Here is a 15,185-nt window from a genome sequence, read left to right as displayed (position 1 = left end):
GACTAGTCGAGCTTCACGCCGGCGGTCTTGATGATGTTGCCCCAGCGCTCGCTCTCCGCGCGCGAGAGCTTGTAGAAGTCCTGCGGCGTGCCGGGCAGCGCCTCGAAGCCGAACTCCGTAAACAGCTTCACCACCTTCGGTGCCTTCATCGCCTTGTGCAGCTCGGTGTTGATGCGCGCCACGGCCTCGGGCGGCATGCCGGCCGGGCCGATCAGGCCGTGGAAGGCATAGGCGTTGACGTCGCTGAAGCCGGCCTCGACGAAGGTCGGCACCTCGGGCAACGCACTGGCGCGCTGCGGCAGCGCGATGGCCAGCACGCGCACCTTGCCCGACTTGATGATCGGCAGGCCCGAGGCCAGGTCGAGCATCATCGTCGGCACCTGGCCGCCCATCACGTCGGTCATGGCGGGCGCGGCGCCCTTGTACGGCACGTGGGTGATCGTCAGGCCCGCCTTCTGCTTGAACAGCTCCATCGCCATGTGGTGCGGCGAACCGTTGCCGGGCGAGGCGTAGCTCACCTTGTCGGGGTTGGCCTTCACGTAGCGCACGAACTCGGCCACGTTCTTCGCGGGAAAGTCGGGGTGCACGACCAGCGCCACCGGGAAGCGCCCGATGGTGCCGATGTAGGTGAAGTCGGTCGCCGGCTTGTAGGGCAGCTTGGCGAACATGTGCTCGTTGAACAGCAGCGCCGCGTTCTCGGCCTGCATGATCGTGTAGCCGTCGGGCTTGGCCTGCATCATCACCGACACACCGATGTTGGTCGACGCGCCGGGGCGGTTGTCGATGATCAGCGGCTGGCCCAGCGACGGCTGCATGGCCTCGGCCAGCGAACGCGCGAGGTTGTCGGTGCCGCCGCCGGCCACGTAGGGCACGATCCATTTCACGGGCTGGCTGGGGTAGGCCGCCGGTTGCGCCGACGCGAAGGGTGCGGCGGCGAGTGCGAGGGTCGCGGCCAGCAGGGGAAGGAAGCGTTTCATCGTTTTTGTCTCCGTTGCTTTGTTGAAAAAGGGGGCGGCTCAGGTGCCGCGCAGGACCTGCCAGAGCTCGCGGTCGCGTTCGGCGGTCCACACGACCGGGTGCTCGATGCCGCGCAGTTCGTCGTAGGCGCGCGAGACGTCGAAGGGCAGCACGTGCTGGAACACCGGCCAGCCGCCGAAGTGCGGCGTCATGGCCGCCTCGGCGCGCGCGAAGCATCCCTTGAGCGTCTCGCCCGCGGCGATGCCCGCGCGCACGCTGTCGAGCAGCGTCGAGAGAAAGTCTTTCGTGAGCCCGATCGCCTCGGCGCAGGCGGCTTCGCCTTGCAGCACCGCGCCGCGCCCGGGCACCAGCACGCGCGGTTGCAGCGCGCGCACCGCGTCGAGCGTGCCGGCCCAGTCGCCGATGTAGGCGTCGCCCGCGTACACGCCGCAGTGGTTCTCGACCACGTCGCCCGCAAACAGCACGCCGCTGTCGGGCAGCCAGGCCACGGTGTCGCCGCCCGAGTGGCCGCGGCCCAGTGCCATCAACTGCAGCTCGCGGCCGCCGCCCAGCGGCAGCGTCATCTCGCGCTCGAAGACCGTGGTCGGGAAGGTCAGGCCCGGAATCTCTTCCACGCCCGCGAACAGGCGAGGAAAGCGGCCGACTTCCGATTCGAAGTCGGCCTGGCCGCGCGTGCGGATCCAGTCGAGCGTGCCGTTGCTGGCGACGATCTCCTGCACCTCGTCGAAGGCGCTCGCGCCCATCACGCGCACCGCGTGGTAGTGCGTGAGCACGATGGTGCGGATCGGCTTGTCGGTCACGCTGCGGATCGCCGCGAGAAAGTCGCGCGCCATGCGCGGGGTGGGGCGGGTGTCGATCAGCACCACCTGCTCTTCGCCGACGACGAAGCCGCAGTTGGGATCGAAGTCGCTGATGTAGCCGTAGGCGCCCGGGGCGAGTTCCTGCAGACGGGGCTTCTGCTCACGGGTGTCGGAGGCGGAAGCGAAAGAGACGGTGGCGGTCATGGCGGTGTTGTCGTGGTCGTGGGGATGTCGTCGCCGGCCTCGGCCGCCGCGCGGATGCACGCGAGCAGCACGGCCTGGTCGGCGCACTGGTTGGCCAGCAGCAGCACGAGGCGGGCGTTGAGGTCGGCGCTCTGCGCCTCGGTGCGGCCTTCGTGCGCGGCCAGCAGGGCGGCGTAGAAGCCGTCGGGGTCGGGGATGCGGGACTCGGTGATCATGGGGACGAAGCGGTGAGTGCGAGCGCCGTGCGGACGGCGGCGGTGACCGTGTCGGGTGCCGCCTGCACAAGCACGGCAGCGCGGTAGGCATCGGGGCGCACGAGCACGAAGCCGCCCACGCTGGGGTCGATGCCGAGGTGGCGCGCCAGCGTCTCGTCGGCCCGCAAGGTCGGCAGGCCGCTGTCGCCGCCCACGGCCAGCAGGCGCAGTGGCAGTGCGGCCGTGGCATCGCTCGCGGCCTGCGCCTGTGCGCGCGTCGGCGCGAACCACAGGCCCAGGCACTGCGTGCCCTCGGCCAGCAGTTGCATCAGCGTGGTCTCGCGCCCATCGGCCCAGCGCAGCGGCAGGTTCTGCACCGTGCGCCCGCCTTCGGGCAGCAGCGGCGCGACGGGGTAGTCGTTGGCGACCGACATGCGGCCCGTGTTGACCAGCGCACGCGCGAAGGTGTGGCGCTTGGCCAGTGCCACCACGGCGCGGCGCAGCGTGTGCTCGGCCGGCGAGCGCGGCGCGAGGAAGCGCGCCGATCGGCTCGTGACCGTCAGGTTCTCCTGCGCGGCCGGGCGGCGCTCGGCGTCGTAGCTGTCGAGCAGCGCCTCGCCGGCCTGCCCTTGCACGACCAGCGCGAGCTTCCAGCCGAGGTTGGCCGCGTCCTGGATGCCGGTGTTGCCACCGCGCGCGCCGAAGGGGCTCACCACGTGCGCGGCGTCACCGATGAAGCACACGCGGCCGTGGCGGAAGCGCTCCAGCAGGTGGTCGCGGTAGCCGTACGGGCCGATCCACACGAACTCGAACGCCACGTCGGGCCCGAGCTGTTCGCGCAATCGCGCACCGGCCACCTCGGGGCGACTGATCTCGGCGGGATCGCAGTCCTCGGGCATCTGGTAGTCGATGCGCCACACGCCGTCGGCCATCAGGTGCTGCCACACGCCGCGGCCTTCGTTGAAGGGCGCGTCGACCCAGGTCCAGCGCTCGGTCGGCAACGGTTTTTCGAAGCGCACGTCGGAGATGCACCAGCGGTCGGTGCTGCGCGAGGCGTGCGATGCCACGCCGAGCTGCGTGCGGATCGGGCTGTTCGCGCCCGTGGCGTCGATCAGGTGGTCGGCCTCGATCGTGTAGCTGCCGGCGGGCGTCTCGACGTCGATGCGCACGCCGTCGGCCAGCGGCTCGACGCGCGTCACGCGGCTCTTCCAGCGCAGGTCGGTCACGCCGAGCTCGAGGATGCGATCGACCAGGAACCACTCGATGTAGAACTGCTGCAGGTTGATGAAGGGCGGCTGCGTCGAGACGCTGGTGGCCTGCAGGTTGAAGTTGTAGACCTCTTCGTCGCCCGAGAAGGTGCGCCCGAACGACCAGGTGACGCCCTTGGCCGCGATGCGTTCGCAGATGCCCAGGCGCTCGAAGATCTCCAGGCTCTTCTGTGCGTAGCAGATGCCGCGCGACGAGGCGCCGCGCACGCCCACGGTGTCGTCTTCGTCGAGCAGCACGGCGCGCACGCCGCGTTGCGCGAGGTCGCAGGCCAGCGTGAGGCCCGAGGGGCCGGCGCCGACGATCACGACCGGGTGGCGCACCACCTGCGCGCTGCCGAGTTCGGGCGGCGGTGTGAAGGGCCAGACCGGCAGCTCGTAGGCCGGTGCGAATGCAAAGTTTTCCATGGCTCTTCTACAGCGCGTGCGCGAACTCGGCGATGGCGTCCGCCGCCTGCGGAATCAGTTCGGGCTGGCCCGCCAGGTAGTGGTTGCCGCCCACGATGTCGACGTTGCGGATGCGCGCGCCGCCCGCGGCCATCCACGCGTCGCGCGTGCTCGGGAAGGTCGACTGGTCGCCGGTGTAGGTCAGCAGCAGCTTGGGCACCGTGGTGCGCGCGAGGTTGGTGGGCCCGTCGGCCTGCGAGCGCGACGACCACTGCGAGAGGAAGGCGGTGAGCGAGGTGGTGCGGCCCATCGCGTTGGCCGAATAGTTCACCTGCCGCGCATCGCCCCAGACGCTGCCGGGCAGGCGCGCGTTGGCATCGAGCGACAGGTCGACGCAGCGCGGATCGGCGTGCGTGCGGTAGACGACGAAGGTCTGGTCGCGCGGCGCGCCGGGTGTGCCGCGCAGCAGCGCGAGGCGATCGAGGCACCACTGCTCGATGCGGTCCATCCGCGCCTTCTGGGCCGCGCTGAAGCGCGCGAGAAAGTCGGCCTCGTAGGGCACGCGGTGGCGCGGGTCGTACATGTCGAGCGCGGGGTCGACCGAGAGCGGGTCGTGCTCGTCGGTGACCGAGGGGTCGATCCAGTCGCGCATGAGCCGCGTGCGGCCCAGGTGCGCGGCGCACAGCGCGAGGCCGTCTACCGGCGGCAGGTCGCTGGCGTGCAGGTGCGTCGGGTCGCCGTCGGGCAGGTGCGTGGCGGTGAGCTGCTCGGCCTGCGCCTGGTAGAAGGCCGAGAGCGCCGCGCCGCCCGAGTTGCCGACCAGGAACACCTTCTCGTAGCCGGCCGCGCGCAGGTACTGCACGCCGGCGCCCAGGTCCTGGATGGCGCGCTCCATCAGCAACACCGTGTCGTTGCCGACGAAGCGCGAGTTCAGGCCCATGCAGCAGATGCCGCGCTCGGCCAGCGGGCCGATGAGGTAGTGGCCCATGAAGTTGCTGGTTGGGTGCATCACGATGGCCGCGATCTTTTTCGGCCCCGGCGGCGCGCGGAAGGCGCCGTAGATGCGCGGGCGCAGCAGCTGCAGGCCCGACTGGCTGTCCATGGCCGCGCCGGGCTTCACGTCGATGACGGCGAGTTGCAGCTCAGACATGCGACGCACCTTTCGCTGCGCGAAGCGCCGCCTTGCGCGCGGTCCACGCGTCGAGGTCGGCATGGGCGTGGCGCGCGTGCGCGTCCATCTCGGCCTGCGGCACGGTCGGCGTGGTGAGTTCCACGCGGATGCCGTTCGGGTCGAAGAAGTAGATCGACTCGATGATGTGGTGGTCGGTCACGCCCAGCACCTCGATGCCCGCGCCTTCGAGCCGCGCCTTGGCGGCCAGCAGGTCGGCCACCGAGTCGACGCGCAGCGCGATGTGGTTCACCCACGACGGCGTGTTGGGCGAGGGCAGCGCGGCGGTGTCGTCGCCCAGGTCGAAGAAGGCGATGTACGCGCCGTCGCGCATCTGGAAGAAGATGTGCACGTAGGGGCAGTACTCGCCCGTGCTCGGCACGTGGTCGTTCTTGATGACGTGGGCCAGCGGCAGGCCCAGCAGGTCTTCGTAGAAGTGGCGGGTTTCCTCGCTGTCGCGGCAGCGCCAGGCGAAGTGGTGCAGCCCGCGAATGGGTGGGGGCGCCGTGGGGGTGGCGGTCGTCGGCATGTCGTGTCTCCGTTGAGGCCGCGATTGGGCAATGCCGCGTCTTATGATGCAATCGAAATTAATTCATCGATTGATGAAATAACCATATATATGAACCTCACCCTGCGCCAGTTGCGCGCCTTCGCCGCCGTGGCCGAAACCGGCAGCTTCACCACCGCTGCCGGGCAGTTGCACCTCACGCAGTCGGCGCTCAGCGTGCTGGTGCGCGAGCTCGAGCGCGAGATGGGCGTGCAGCTGCTCGACCGCAACACGCGGCGCGTGCAGCTGTCGGAGGCGGGGCGCGAGTTCCTGCCGTCAGTGCACCGGCTGCTCGGCGACCTCACGAGCGCGGTCGCGGGCGTGACCGATTTGCGTGACAAGAAGAAAGGGCTGTTGCGGCTCGCAGCGCCGCAGCTCATGGCCTGCACGCTGATGCCGCGCGTGATCGCCGCCTACCGCGAGGCGTACCCCGACGTGGACGTGCGCCTGGCCGACACGCTGCCCGAGCACCTGCTGCTGGGCGTGGCGGCCGGCGACGTCGAGCTGGCCGTGGGCCAGGACGTGGCGGTGGACGCCGCCGCCATCGAGCGCCGCACGCTGTTTCGCGACCGCCACTGGCTGATCTGCCCGCCCGGCCACGCCTTTGCCAAGCGCCGCAAGGTGCGCTGGCACGAGCTGGGGCCCTACACCTTCATCGCGCCCACGCGCGACTTCCGCCAGCGCGTGCTGCCCGAGCTGGGGCCCGAGGAGCGCGCCTTCCTGATGCGGCCGGGCACGCAGGAGGTGTCGTACATGACCACCGCGCTGGGCATGGTGGCCTCGGGGCTGGGGCTGACCGTGTGCCCGACCTACTCGGCGTCGCTGGTGCGCGCGCACGGGCTGCAGATGGTGCGGCTCGAGTCGCCCGACTTCCACCGCGAGGTCTGCGTGTACAGCGCGGCGCGGCGCTCGCTGTCGCCCGCGGCGGCGAGCTTCGTCGGCATCCTGGAGCAGTTCGCGACCGCGCAGCCCAAGGCCTGAAAAAGCATCGGCGCCCCGCAAGAGACGCGCAGGGGCGCGAGAGGGTGAAAACTACAATGCGGGCAGTCCCGTCTTTCACCATCCTCAGACCCATGAACGTCATTCGATTCACCGACCTCTGTGCGCAAGGCAAGGCCGCCGGCCAGCGCGTCTTCATCCGTGCCGACCTCAACGTGCCGCAAGACGACGCCGGCCGCATCACCGAAGACACGCGCATCCGCGCCTCGGTGCCCTGCATCCAGCTGGCGCTCGACGCCGGCGCGGCCGTGATGGTCACCTCGCACCTGGGCCGCCCGACCGAAGGCGAGTTCAAGCCCGAAGACTCGCTGGCCCCCGTCGCCCAGCGCCTGGGCGAGCTGCTCGGCCGTGAAGTTCCGCTGGTGGCCAACTGGGTCGACGGCGTCGACGTCAAGCCCGGCCAGGTCGTGCTGCTCGAGAACTGCCGCGTCAACAAGGGCGAGAAGAAGAACGACGAAGCGCTGGCCCGCAAGCTGGCCGCGCTCACCGACATCTACGTGAACGACGCCTTCGGCACCGCCCACCGCGCCGAAGCCACCACCTACGGCATCGCCCAGTTCGCCAAGGTGGCCGCGGCCGGCCCGCTGCTGGCGGCCGAAATGGACGCCATCAGCAAGGCGCTGGCCCAGCCCAAGCGCCCGCTGGTCGCCATCGTGGCGGGCTCGAAGGTCAGCACCAAGCTCACCATCCTCAAGAGCCTGTCGGCCAACGTCGACCAGCTGATCGTCGGCGGCGGCATCGCCAACACCTTCATGCTGGCCGCGGGCCTGTCGATCGGCAAGTCGCTGGCCGAGCCCGACCTGCTCGACCAGGCCAAAGCCGTCATCGACGCCATGCGCGCGCGCGGCGCCGACGTGCCGATCCCGGTGGACGTGGTCACGGCCAAGACCTTCGCGGCCGACGCACCCGCCACCGTCAAGGCCGCCACCGACGTGGCCGAGGACGACCTGATCCTGGACATCGGCCCGAAGACGGCCGCCATCCTGGCCGCGCAGCTGCGCGAAGCCGGCACCATCGTCTGGAACGGCCCCGTGGGCGTGTTCGAGTTCGACGCCTTCGCGGGCGGCACCAAGGCCATCGCGCAAGCCATTGCCGAAAGCAGCGCCTTCTCGATCGCTGGCGGCGGCGACACCCTTGCGGCCATCGCCAAGTACGGCATCGAAAAGCAGGTCGGTTACATCTCGACCGGCGGCGGTGCCTTCCTCGAGGTGCTGGAGGGCAAGACCCTGCCGGCCTTCGAGATCCTGGCCAAGCGCGCGGCCGGCTGATTCCGGCGGCGGTCCGGCCACGGGAGGGAAATCCCCCGTGGCGACTGACTTCCGTTCGACACACAAAGTGTATACAGTAGCGAATACAAAACGGAGACCCCCTTCATGAGCTCGGACCGCATCCCCCGCCACGCCACCAAGATCGTCGCCACCCTCGGCCCCGCCTCCAGCACGCCGGAATTGCTGGAACAGATGATCCTGGCCAAGGTCAGCGTGGTGCGGCTGAACTTCAGCCACGGTACGGCGCAGGACCACATCGACCGCGCCACCATGGTGCGCGAAGCCGCCCGCAAGGCCGGCCGCGAGGTGGCCATCATGGCCGACCTGCAGGGTCCCAAGATCCGCGTCGGCAAGTTCGCGCAGGGCAAGATCTGGCTCGAACCCGGCGCCAAGTTCGTGCTCGACGCCTCGCGCACCGAGCTGGGCGATGTCGATGCCGTCGGCCTCGACTACAAGGACCTGCCGCGCGACGTGAAGCCCGGCGACAAGCTGCTGCTGAACGACGGCCTGATCGTGCTCACGGTCGACGGCGTCAAGGGCGAAGCGGTGCACACCACCGTCAAGCTCGGCGGCGAGCTGTCGAACAACAAGGGCATCAACAAGCAGGGCGGCGGCCTCACGGCACCCGCGCTGACCGCCAAGGACATGGAAGACATCAAGACCGCGATGAGCTTCCAGGCCGACTACGTGGCCGTGAGCTTCCCCAAGAACGCCACCGACATGGAAATGGCGCGCCAGCTGTGCAACGTGGCGGCCGCCGAGTACGGCCACAAGCCCGGCATGATCGCCAAGATCGAGCGCGCCGAGGCCATTCCGAAGCTGGAAGAAATCCTGCGCGCCAGCGACGGCATCATGGTCGCCCGCGGCGACCTCGCCGTGGAAGTGGGCAACGCCGCCGTGCCGGCGCTGCAGAAAAAGATGATCCGCATGGCGCGCGACATGGACAAGGTGGTCATCACCGCGACCCAGATGATGGAGTCGATGATCACCAACCCCGTGCCCACCCGTGCCGAGGTGAGCGACGTGGCCAACGCCGTGCTCGACGGCACCGACGCCGTGATGCTCTCCGCCGAAACCGCCTCGGGCCGCTACCCGCTCGAGACCGTGCAGGAAATGAGCCGCATCTGCGAAGCCGCCGAGGCCGCCGAAGACAAGACGCTCGACGCCGACTTCAGCGGCAAGACCTACAGCCGCATCGACCAGTCGATCGCCATGGGTGCGCTGTTCACGGCGCACCACCTGGGCGCCAAGGCCATCGTGGCGCTGACCGAGTCGGGCTCCACCATCCTGTGGATGAGCCGCCACCGCGCGCACATTCCCATGTACGCCCTGACCTCGCGCCTGGCCACGCAGCGCAAGCTGGCGCTGTACCGCAACGTGCGCCCGCTGCTCATGGATTCGGAAAGCGACCGCGACACCGCGCTGCGCCAGGCCGAGAGCCACCTGAAGAAGCGCGGCATCGTGCAAAGCGGCGACGTGTACGCCATCACTTGCGGCGAGCCGATGGGCGCGCCCGGCGGCACCAACATGCTCAAGATTTGCCGCGCGAGCTGACCCAGTTCGTTCGCCACAAGACAAAGGCCGGCACATGCCGGCCTTTTTCATGGCGTCGTCCTGTTCAACCGTTGCGGAACAGGAAGCTGTAGGCGTTCAGCGCCGGCACCCCGCCCAGGTGCGCGTAGAGCACCTTCGCGCCGGCCGGGAATTCGCCCAGCCGCACCTTCTCGATCATCCCGTGCATCGACTTGCCCTCGTACACCGGGTCGGTCAGCATGCCCTCGAAGCGCGCGCTCAGGCGGATGGCCTCCAGCGTGCCTTCGTTCGGCAGCCCGTACTCGGGCCCGCCGAAGCGGCGGTCGAGCACCACGTCCTTCTCGGTGATGTCGCGGCCCAGCTCGACCAGCTCGGCCGTGTTTTTGGCGATGCGCAGGATCTGCTCGTAGGTCTGCTGCGGCTTGGCCGAGGCGTCGATGCCGATCACGCGGTCGGCGCGGCCGTCGGCCGCGAAGCCCACCACCATGCCGGCCTGCGTGCTGCCCGTGACGGAGCAGACCACGATGTAGTCGAACTTGAAGCCCAGCTCGGCCTCCTGCTGGCGCACTTCCTCGGCAAAGCCCACGAAGCCCAGGCCGCCGCGCGGGTGCTCGGAGCAGCCCGCCGGGATCGGGAAGGGTTTGCCGCCGGCCGCGCGCACGTCGGCCATGGCCTGTTCCCAGCTCTGGCGGATGCCGATGTCGAAGCCCGCCGCGTCCAGCCGCACGTCGGCGCCGAGGATGCGCGACATCTCGATGTTGCCGACCCGGTCGTACACCGCGTCGGAGTAGTTGACCCAGTTCTCCTGCACCAGCACGCACTTCAGGCCCAGGTGCGCGGCCACGGCCGCCACCTGGCGCGTCTGGTTCGACTGGATGCCGCCGATCGACACCAGCGTGTCGTAGCCGCCTTCGAGCGCCTCGGGAATCAGGTACTCCAGCTTGCGCGTCTTGTTGCCGCCGAAGGCCAGGCCGCTGTTGCAGTCCTCGCGCTTGGCGTAGAGGTCGACCTTGCCGCCGAGGTGGGCGCTCAGGCGCTTCAGCGGCTGGATCGGCGTGGGGCCGAAGGTCAGGGCGTGGCGGGGGAATTTCTTCAGGTTCATCGACGCAGCTCCAAAAGCGGTGAGGGGTTGAAGCTGTCGATCGTAGGAAGAAGGCTTTGCAATGTGCTTGCAAAGTTGGCTGGCTTCGTCGTTCAAAAGAAGGCAGGATGGCCATACAGAAGGCTTTTCATCCGGAAAGGAAGCCATGAGCACAACAAAGTTGCGCGCCCCGACGGAGCTTGATCGCACCGACCGCGCGATCCTGCGCGCCCTGCAGCGCGACGCCTCGGTGTCGAACGTGGCGCTGGCCGCCAAGGTGAACCTCAGCGCGCCGGCCTGCCTGCGGCGGGTCGAGCGGCTCCGGGCCGCGGGCTTCATCAAGGGCGTGGTCGCCCTGCTGGACCCCGACGCGCTCGAGGTCGGCATGCTCGTGATGATCGGCGTGGTGCTCGACCGCTCCACGCCCGACTCCTTTGCCGATTTCGAGAAGGCAGCGCAGAAAGTGTCGGGCTGCCTCGAATGCCACGTCGTCACGGGCGAATTCGACTACTTCATGCTCGTGCGCACCCGCGACAACGACAGCTTCAACCGCCTGCATGCCGAGCAGCTGCTGTACCTGCCGGGCGTGCGGCAGATCCGGACCTTCGTGGTGCTCAAGCAGGTGCTGTCGACCACGCAGTTGCCGATCTGAAAAAGTTGAAAAAGAGCTGCGCGCCAGTACCCGTGGCGCCCGGGGTGGCGTCGGCCCTGTCCCACAAGGGGGCTCGGTAGAATCGGGGTAGTTTTCTCCCGACTTTCCGCCTTCTCTTTTCCCCGTCTTTTTCTATTCCCACGAGGTATTTCCCATGGCACTCGTCTCGATGCGCGAACTGCTGGACCACGCCGCCGCCAACGGCTACGGCATTCCGGCCTTCAACGTCAACAACCTCGAACAGGTCCAGGCCGTCATGGAGGCCGCCAAGGAAACCGGCGCGCCCGTCATCCTGCAGGCCAGCGCCGGCGCCCGCAAATACGCGGGTGAAGCCTTCATCAAGCACCTGATCCAGGCCGCCATCGAGCAGTACCCGAACATCCCGCTGGTGATGCACCAGGACCACGGCCAGAGCCCGGCCATCTGCCAGGGCGCCATCGACCTGGGCTTCTCGTCCGTGATGATGGACGGCTCGCTGCACGAAGACGGCAAGACGCCCGCCTCGTTCGACTACAACGTCGACGTGACCCGCAAGGTGGTCGAACTGGCCCACAAGGTCGGCGTCACGGTCGAAGGCGAGCTGGGCTGCCTGGGCTCGCTCGAAACCGGCATGGCCGGTGAAGAAGACGGCATCGGCGCCGAAGGCGTGCTCGACCACGCTTCGCTGCTCACCGACCCCGAAGAAGCCGCCCAGTTCGTGAAGGCCACGCAGCTGGACGCACTGGCCATCGCCATCGGCACCAGCCACGGCGCCTACAAGTTCACGCGCAAGCCCACGGGCGACATCCTGTCGATCCAGCGCGTGAAGGAAATCCACGCCCGCCTGCCCAACACCCACCTGGTGATGCACGGCTCGTCGTCGGTGCCGCAGGACCTGCTGGAAATCATCCGCAAATACGGCGGCAACATGAAGGAAACCTACGGCGTGCCCGTCGAGGAAATCCAGGAAGCCATCAAGTACGGCGTGCGCAAGATCAACATCGACACCGACATCCGCCTGGCGATGACCGGTGCCGTGCGCAAGTTCCTGGCCGAGAACCCCGAGAAGTTCGACGCCCGCGAATGGCTCAAGCCCGCACGCGAAGCCGCCAAGCAGATCTGCAAGCAGCGCTACATCGAGTTCGGCTGCGAAGGCCAGGGCGCCAAGATCAAGGGCGACACGCTGCAGGTCGTTGCCGCCAAGTACGCCAAGGGCGACCTGGCGCAGCAAGTCATCTAACGAAGACAGACTGCGCGCCGCAGGCCACCGCTCGCGGTGGCTTTTTTCTGCGCGCACAATCCGCTTTTCCCGTCACCGTTTCCCAGCCGAGCATCCGTCCATGACCACCGTTCACACCTCTTCCATCCAGAGCCTGCCCCTGCTTGCGCGCGGCAAGGTGCGCGACAACTACGCCGTCGGCGAAGACCGCATCCTGATGGTCGCGAGCGACCGGCTCAGCGCCTTCGACGTGATCATGGGCGAGCCCATCCCGGGCAAGGGCGAGATCCTCACCAAGATGGCGCTGTGGTGGTTCGACCGCCTGGGCGCGCTGTGCCCCAACCACCTGACGGGCGAGGCGCCCGAGAGCGTGGTGCAGCCCGACGAGGTGGCGCAGGTCACGGGCCGCTCGATGCTGGTCAAGCGCCTGCGTCCGATCCCGGTCGAGGCCGTGGTGCGCGGCTACCTGGCCGGCAGCGGCTGGAAGGAATACCAGGACAACCGCGCCGTCTGCGGCGTGCCGCTGCCCGAGGGCCTGACCAACGCGAGCAAGCTGCCGCGCCCGATCTTCACGCCCGCCGCCAAGGCCGCGGCCGGCGAGCACGACGAGAACATCAGCTACGAGCGCGTGGTCGAGGTCGTCGGCCCCAAGCTGGCCCAGCAGATCCGCGAGGTCAGCATCGCCATCTACGAGGCGGCGGCCCAGATCGCGCTCGCCAAGGGGATGATCATTGCCGACACCAAGTTCGAGTTCGGCCTGGACGAGAACGACACGCTGGTGCTGATGGACGAAGTGCTCACGCCCGATAGCTCGCGCTACTGGCCGGTCGAGGGCTACGAGGCCGCGCTGGCCGCCGGCACCAACCCGCCGAGCTACGACAAGCAGTTCGTGCGCGACTGGCTCGAGGCCACCAAGATCAACGGCAAGCCCTGGGACAAGACGCCCCCGGCGCCGCGCCTGCCGGCCGAAGTCATCGAGAAGACGGCCGCCAAGTACCGTGAGGCGCTGGACCGCCTCACCCACGGCTGATCTGGTTTTTCTTCCTCAGCGTGTCGTGCCGTTGCTGAGCAGCGCCACGGTGCGACCGCTCGCATCGAGCAGCGCGAGCCGCCCCGGCGCCAGCCGGTAGCTGGCCGTGTTCTGCAGCGCCGACAGGAACTGCGCCTCGTTGGCGCCGCGCACCGGGTCGGCGCAGGCCATGCGCGTCGCGGCCATCTGGCCGAGCTTGAGCGACACGCCCGCGCGCGTGAACGATCCCGTGACGCGGTTGCAGCCGCCTGAACCACTGACCCGTCCGCTGTTGCGATCGAACTGCAGCTGCGCATCGCCGCCCGGCGCGATGGGCTCGTCGCCCAGCTGCACCAGGCGCCACACCGGCCCTTCGATCGGCTCGTCGAGGCTGATGCCGCTGCCGCAACCGGTCAGGGCGGTCAGCAGCAGCGCGGCCGAGGCAATGGCGGGGAGCGCGGTACGGCGGGCGAAGGAACGCATGGCCAATTTTCCTTTTCAATCTGCAACAAGTTAAAACCGGCGCCATCGTATGCGACGCCGTGGCCGGTGCGAAGACAGGCCCGATGGCGCATCCGGGCTTCTTCAGGCCGCGAGGCTGGCGAGGGCCACGCCGCCCGCGAGGCGCGCCTCGACGCAGCGGCGCACGCTGGCCGGCGTGCCGTCCTGCGCCAGCAGCGCGGGCCACTCGGCCTGGGCCTGGCGCACCGTGTCGCGCGCGATGGCCATCAAGCGCGCCGGCCGCAGCAGCCCGGCCGCACGCAGCAACGCCTCCAGCGCCGCCCCGTCGAAGGCGCGCAGCGTGGCGTCGATGGCGCGGTTGACGCCGTAGTCGCGCGCCGGCACGTCCTCGAAGAAGGCGGCCACGCAGACCGGGTCGTACAGCGGCGCGAGCACCGGCGCCACGCCGTCGGGGTAGCGCAGCGCCCAGTTCTTCAGGTGCGCGTCGCTGTTGCCCAGCAGGATGAAGGCGACCAGGCGGCGCACGCACTCGCGCACGTCGGCCACCGGGTTGGGCGACAGGCGGTCGAGCACGCGCAGCATGGCGGGCCAGTCAGTGGCCAGCCCGCGGCCGTACTTCTGGCGCGGCTCGTACTGCAGCACCTGCGCGAACTCTTCCATGTGGATGCGCCCGCCCTCGGGCGTGCGGTCGAAGCGGCGCACCGCCAGGATCTGCGCGAAGGGCACCTGCTCGGGCAGGTCGGCGTCGGCACGGTCGATCACGTGGGCCTGCGCGCAGTCGAGGCCGAGCGCGCCGCACAGGCGGTAGCCGGTGTATTCGTTGGCGACCAGGTCGGGGTGGCGCGTGCTCGGCAGCTTGAGGATGAACGAGCCCGCCGCGCCGTGGCGCTTGACCACGTAGCGGCGTCCGTCCTGCACCGCCGAGAACTTGGTCACCACGCCGGGGATGGCGGCGGCGTCTTCCACCGGCATCTCGACGAAGCCGGGTTCGAGCACGTCGAGCCCCAGCGCCGTGTGCCAGTGGCGCACGGTGTCGGGAATGCCCTCGGACGTGGGCACGGGCTCGACCTCGAGCGCGCCCATCAGGTCGTGGCCGGCGGCGGCCAGCAGCTCGAACTCGTCGTCGGCCGCGCAGCCGCGCTGCTGCGCCAGGCGCTCGCGGTTGTGGCCCTCGGGCAGCAGGTTCTGAAAGTAGCTGGGCCAGCGGCCATCGCTGCGCGAGACGCGGGCGTCGCGCGCCGAAGCCAGGATGGCGCGGGTCGCGGCCTCGTCGGCACCGCGGTACGCGAGGGACAGCGTGGGGCGGCCCGCATCGGCGATGTAGGCCTCGTCGAACGACACGCGCAGGATGTCGCCGTACTGCGAGAGGTAACCGACGGCGCGCCGCCCGCCACCGGGCAGGTGCAGGTGCATCCGCAGGTAGCGGATGCCCGTGTTGAA

General features: G+C 69.1%; 15 protein-coding genes. 6 read left to right on the top strand and 9 right to left on the bottom strand.

From position 1 onward, the window contains the following. Positions 1-2: 2 nt before the first annotated feature. Genes ACAM52_RS32665 through ACAM52_RS32640 form a run of 6 tightly spaced genes read right to left on the bottom strand, consistent with a single transcriptional unit; the run spans position 3 to position 5,525 of the window. Positions 3-977 carry a Bug family tripartite tricarboxylate transporter substrate binding protein gene (locus tag ACAM52_RS32665; RefSeq protein WP_369645599.1) on the bottom strand — a complete coding sequence of 325 codons (975 nt, stop codon included), beginning with the start codon at positions 975-977 and terminating at the stop codon, positions 3-5. A gap of 39 nt (positions 978-1,016) precedes the next feature. Further along, on the bottom strand, positions 1,017-1,982 hold the full coding sequence (locus ACAM52_RS32660) for an MBL fold metallo-hydrolase (protein WP_369645598.1): 966 nt from the start codon (positions 1,980-1,982) through the stop codon (positions 1,017-1,019). After that, the gene (locus ACAM52_RS32655; protein ID WP_369645597.1) at positions 1,979-2,197 is read right to left on the bottom strand and encodes a DUF2783 domain-containing protein; all 219 of its coding nucleotides are present in this window, start codon (positions 2,195-2,197) and stop codon (positions 1,979-1,981) included. Before ACAM52_RS32655 ends, ACAM52_RS32660 begins: the two co-directional genes overlap by 4 nt. Beyond that, positions 2,194-3,849, bottom strand: coding sequence for an FAD-dependent oxidoreductase (locus ACAM52_RS32650; RefSeq protein WP_369645596.1), 1,656 nt, complete (start codon positions 3,847-3,849; stop codon positions 2,194-2,196). Before ACAM52_RS32650 ends, ACAM52_RS32655 begins: the two co-directional genes overlap by 4 nt. A 7-nt stretch (positions 3,850-3,856) precedes the next feature. Next, positions 3,857-4,978 (bottom strand): alpha/beta hydrolase family protein, encoded by a 1,122-nt coding sequence (locus tag ACAM52_RS32645; RefSeq protein ID WP_369645595.1) that lies wholly within the window; start codon positions 4,976-4,978, stop codon positions 3,857-3,859. Further along, complete coding sequence (locus tag ACAM52_RS32640; protein WP_095747253.1) at positions 4,971-5,525, bottom strand: VOC family protein; 555 nt, start codon at positions 5,523-5,525, stop codon at positions 4,971-4,973. The genes ACAM52_RS32645 and ACAM52_RS32640 overlap by 8 nt, the downstream gene beginning before the upstream one ends. Positions 5,526-5,615: 90 nt before the next feature. Here ACAM52_RS32640 and ACAM52_RS32635 point away from each other — a divergent pair, with 90 nt between their 5' ends. From ACAM52_RS32635 to pyk, 3 genes are all read left to right on the top strand, one after another. Continuing rightward, entirely contained in the window at positions 5,616-6,524 is a 909-nt protein-coding gene (locus ACAM52_RS32635) for a LysR family transcriptional regulator (protein ID WP_159274105.1), read from the top strand. A gap of 92 nt (positions 6,525-6,616) precedes the next feature. Then, positions 6,617-7,810: a phosphoglycerate kinase gene (locus ACAM52_RS32630; protein ID WP_369645594.1), complete on the top strand. Its 1,194-nt coding sequence runs from the start codon at positions 6,617-6,619 to the stop codon at positions 7,808-7,810. 105 nt (positions 7,811-7,915) lie between these two features. After that, a complete protein-coding gene (gene pyk / locus ACAM52_RS32625) occupies positions 7,916-9,364 on the top strand; it encodes a pyruvate kinase (protein WP_062478290.1) in 1,449 nt (482 codons plus the stop codon). Between the two features lie 64 nt (positions 9,365-9,428). Here pyk and ACAM52_RS32620 read toward each other — a convergent pair whose 3' ends face one another. Then, positions 9,429-10,445, bottom strand: a complete 1,017-nt coding sequence (locus ACAM52_RS32620; RefSeq protein WP_369645593.1) for a 1-aminocyclopropane-1-carboxylate deaminase — start codon at positions 10,443-10,445, stop codon at positions 9,429-9,431. A 145-nt stretch (positions 10,446-10,590) separates the two neighbouring features. Here ACAM52_RS32620 and ACAM52_RS32615 point away from each other — a divergent pair, with 145 nt between their 5' ends. From ACAM52_RS32615 to ACAM52_RS32605, 3 genes are all read left to right on the top strand, one after another. Beyond that, on the top strand, positions 10,591-11,076 hold the full coding sequence (locus ACAM52_RS32615; RefSeq protein ID WP_070063218.1) for an Lrp/AsnC family transcriptional regulator: 486 nt from the start codon (positions 10,591-10,593) through the stop codon (positions 11,074-11,076). Between the two features lie 154 nt (positions 11,077-11,230). Further along, on the top strand, positions 11,231-12,295 hold the full coding sequence (gene fba / locus ACAM52_RS32610; RefSeq protein ID WP_062478296.1) for a class II fructose-bisphosphate aldolase: 1,065 nt from the start codon (positions 11,231-11,233) through the stop codon (positions 12,293-12,295). 100 nt (positions 12,296-12,395) lie between these two features. Continuing rightward, positions 12,396-13,304 (top strand): phosphoribosylaminoimidazolesuccinocarboxamide synthase, encoded by a 909-nt coding sequence (locus ACAM52_RS32605; protein WP_062478299.1) that lies wholly within the window; start codon positions 12,396-12,398, stop codon positions 13,302-13,304. A gap of 15 nt (positions 13,305-13,319) precedes the next feature. On the opposite strand, the gene ACAM52_RS32600 is transcribed toward ACAM52_RS32605, so the two are convergent. After that, positions 13,320-13,766: an META domain-containing protein gene (locus tag ACAM52_RS32600; RefSeq protein ID WP_095950501.1), complete on the bottom strand. Its 447-nt coding sequence runs from the start codon at positions 13,764-13,766 to the stop codon at positions 13,320-13,322. A gap of 102 nt (positions 13,767-13,868) precedes the next feature. Next, positions 13,869-15,158, bottom strand: a complete 1,290-nt coding sequence (locus ACAM52_RS32595) for a type II toxin-antitoxin system HipA family toxin (protein ID WP_369647813.1) — start codon at positions 15,156-15,158, stop codon at positions 13,869-13,871. Between the last annotated feature and the right edge of the window lie 27 nt (positions 15,159-15,185).

Origin of the sequence: Variovorax sp. V118 (genome assembly GCF_041154445.1) — a bacterium.
Classification (GTDB): domain Bacteria; phylum Pseudomonadota; class Gammaproteobacteria; order Burkholderiales; family Burkholderiaceae_C; genus Variovorax; species Variovorax boronicumulans.
Note: the sequence above shows the minus strand (reverse complement) of the source record. Positions and strands in the feature narration are given on the sequence as shown.

Coding starts and splice junctions, on each gene's coding strand:
- ACAM52_RS32665 (WP_369645599.1), bottom strand. CDS start 977: ATGAAACGCTTCCTTCCCCTGCTGGCCGCGACCCTCGCACTCGCCGCC.
- ACAM52_RS32660 (WP_369645598.1), bottom strand. CDS start 1,982: ATGACCGCCACCGTCTCTTTCGCTTCCGCCTCCGACACCCGTGAGCAG.
- ACAM52_RS32655 (WP_369645597.1), bottom strand. CDS start 2,197: ATGATCACCGAGTCCCGCATCCCCGACCCCGACGGCTTCTACGCCGCC.
- ACAM52_RS32650 (WP_369645596.1), bottom strand. CDS start 3,849: ATGGAAAACTTTGCATTCGCACCGGCCTACGAGCTGCCGGTCTGGCCC.
- ACAM52_RS32645 (WP_369645595.1), bottom strand. CDS start 4,978: ATGTCTGAGCTGCAACTCGCCGTCATCGACGTGAAGCCCGGCGCGGCC.
- ACAM52_RS32640 (WP_095747253.1), bottom strand. CDS start 5,525: ATGCCGACGACCGCCACCCCCACGGCGCCCCCACCCATTCGCGGGCTG.
- ACAM52_RS32635 (WP_159274105.1), top strand. CDS start 5,616: ATGAACCTCACCCTGCGCCAGTTGCGCGCCTTCGCCGCCGTGGCCGAA.
- ACAM52_RS32630 (WP_369645594.1), top strand. CDS start 6,617: ATGAACGTCATTCGATTCACCGACCTCTGTGCGCAAGGCAAGGCCGCC.
- pyk (WP_062478290.1), top strand. CDS start 7,916: ATGAGCTCGGACCGCATCCCCCGCCACGCCACCAAGATCGTCGCCACC.
- ACAM52_RS32620 (WP_369645593.1), bottom strand. CDS start 10,445: ATGAACCTGAAGAAATTCCCCCGCCACGCCCTGACCTTCGGCCCCACG.
- ACAM52_RS32615 (WP_070063218.1), top strand. CDS start 10,591: ATGAGCACAACAAAGTTGCGCGCCCCGACGGAGCTTGATCGCACCGAC.
- fba (WP_062478296.1), top strand. CDS start 11,231: ATGGCACTCGTCTCGATGCGCGAACTGCTGGACCACGCCGCCGCCAAC.
- ACAM52_RS32605 (WP_062478299.1), top strand. CDS start 12,396: ATGACCACCGTTCACACCTCTTCCATCCAGAGCCTGCCCCTGCTTGCG.
- ACAM52_RS32600 (WP_095950501.1), bottom strand. CDS start 13,766: ATGCGTTCCTTCGCCCGCCGTACCGCGCTCCCCGCCATTGCCTCGGCC.
- ACAM52_RS32595 (WP_369647813.1), bottom strand. CDS start 15,158: ATGCACCTGCACCTGCCCGGTGGCGGGCGGCGCGCCGTCGGTTACCTC.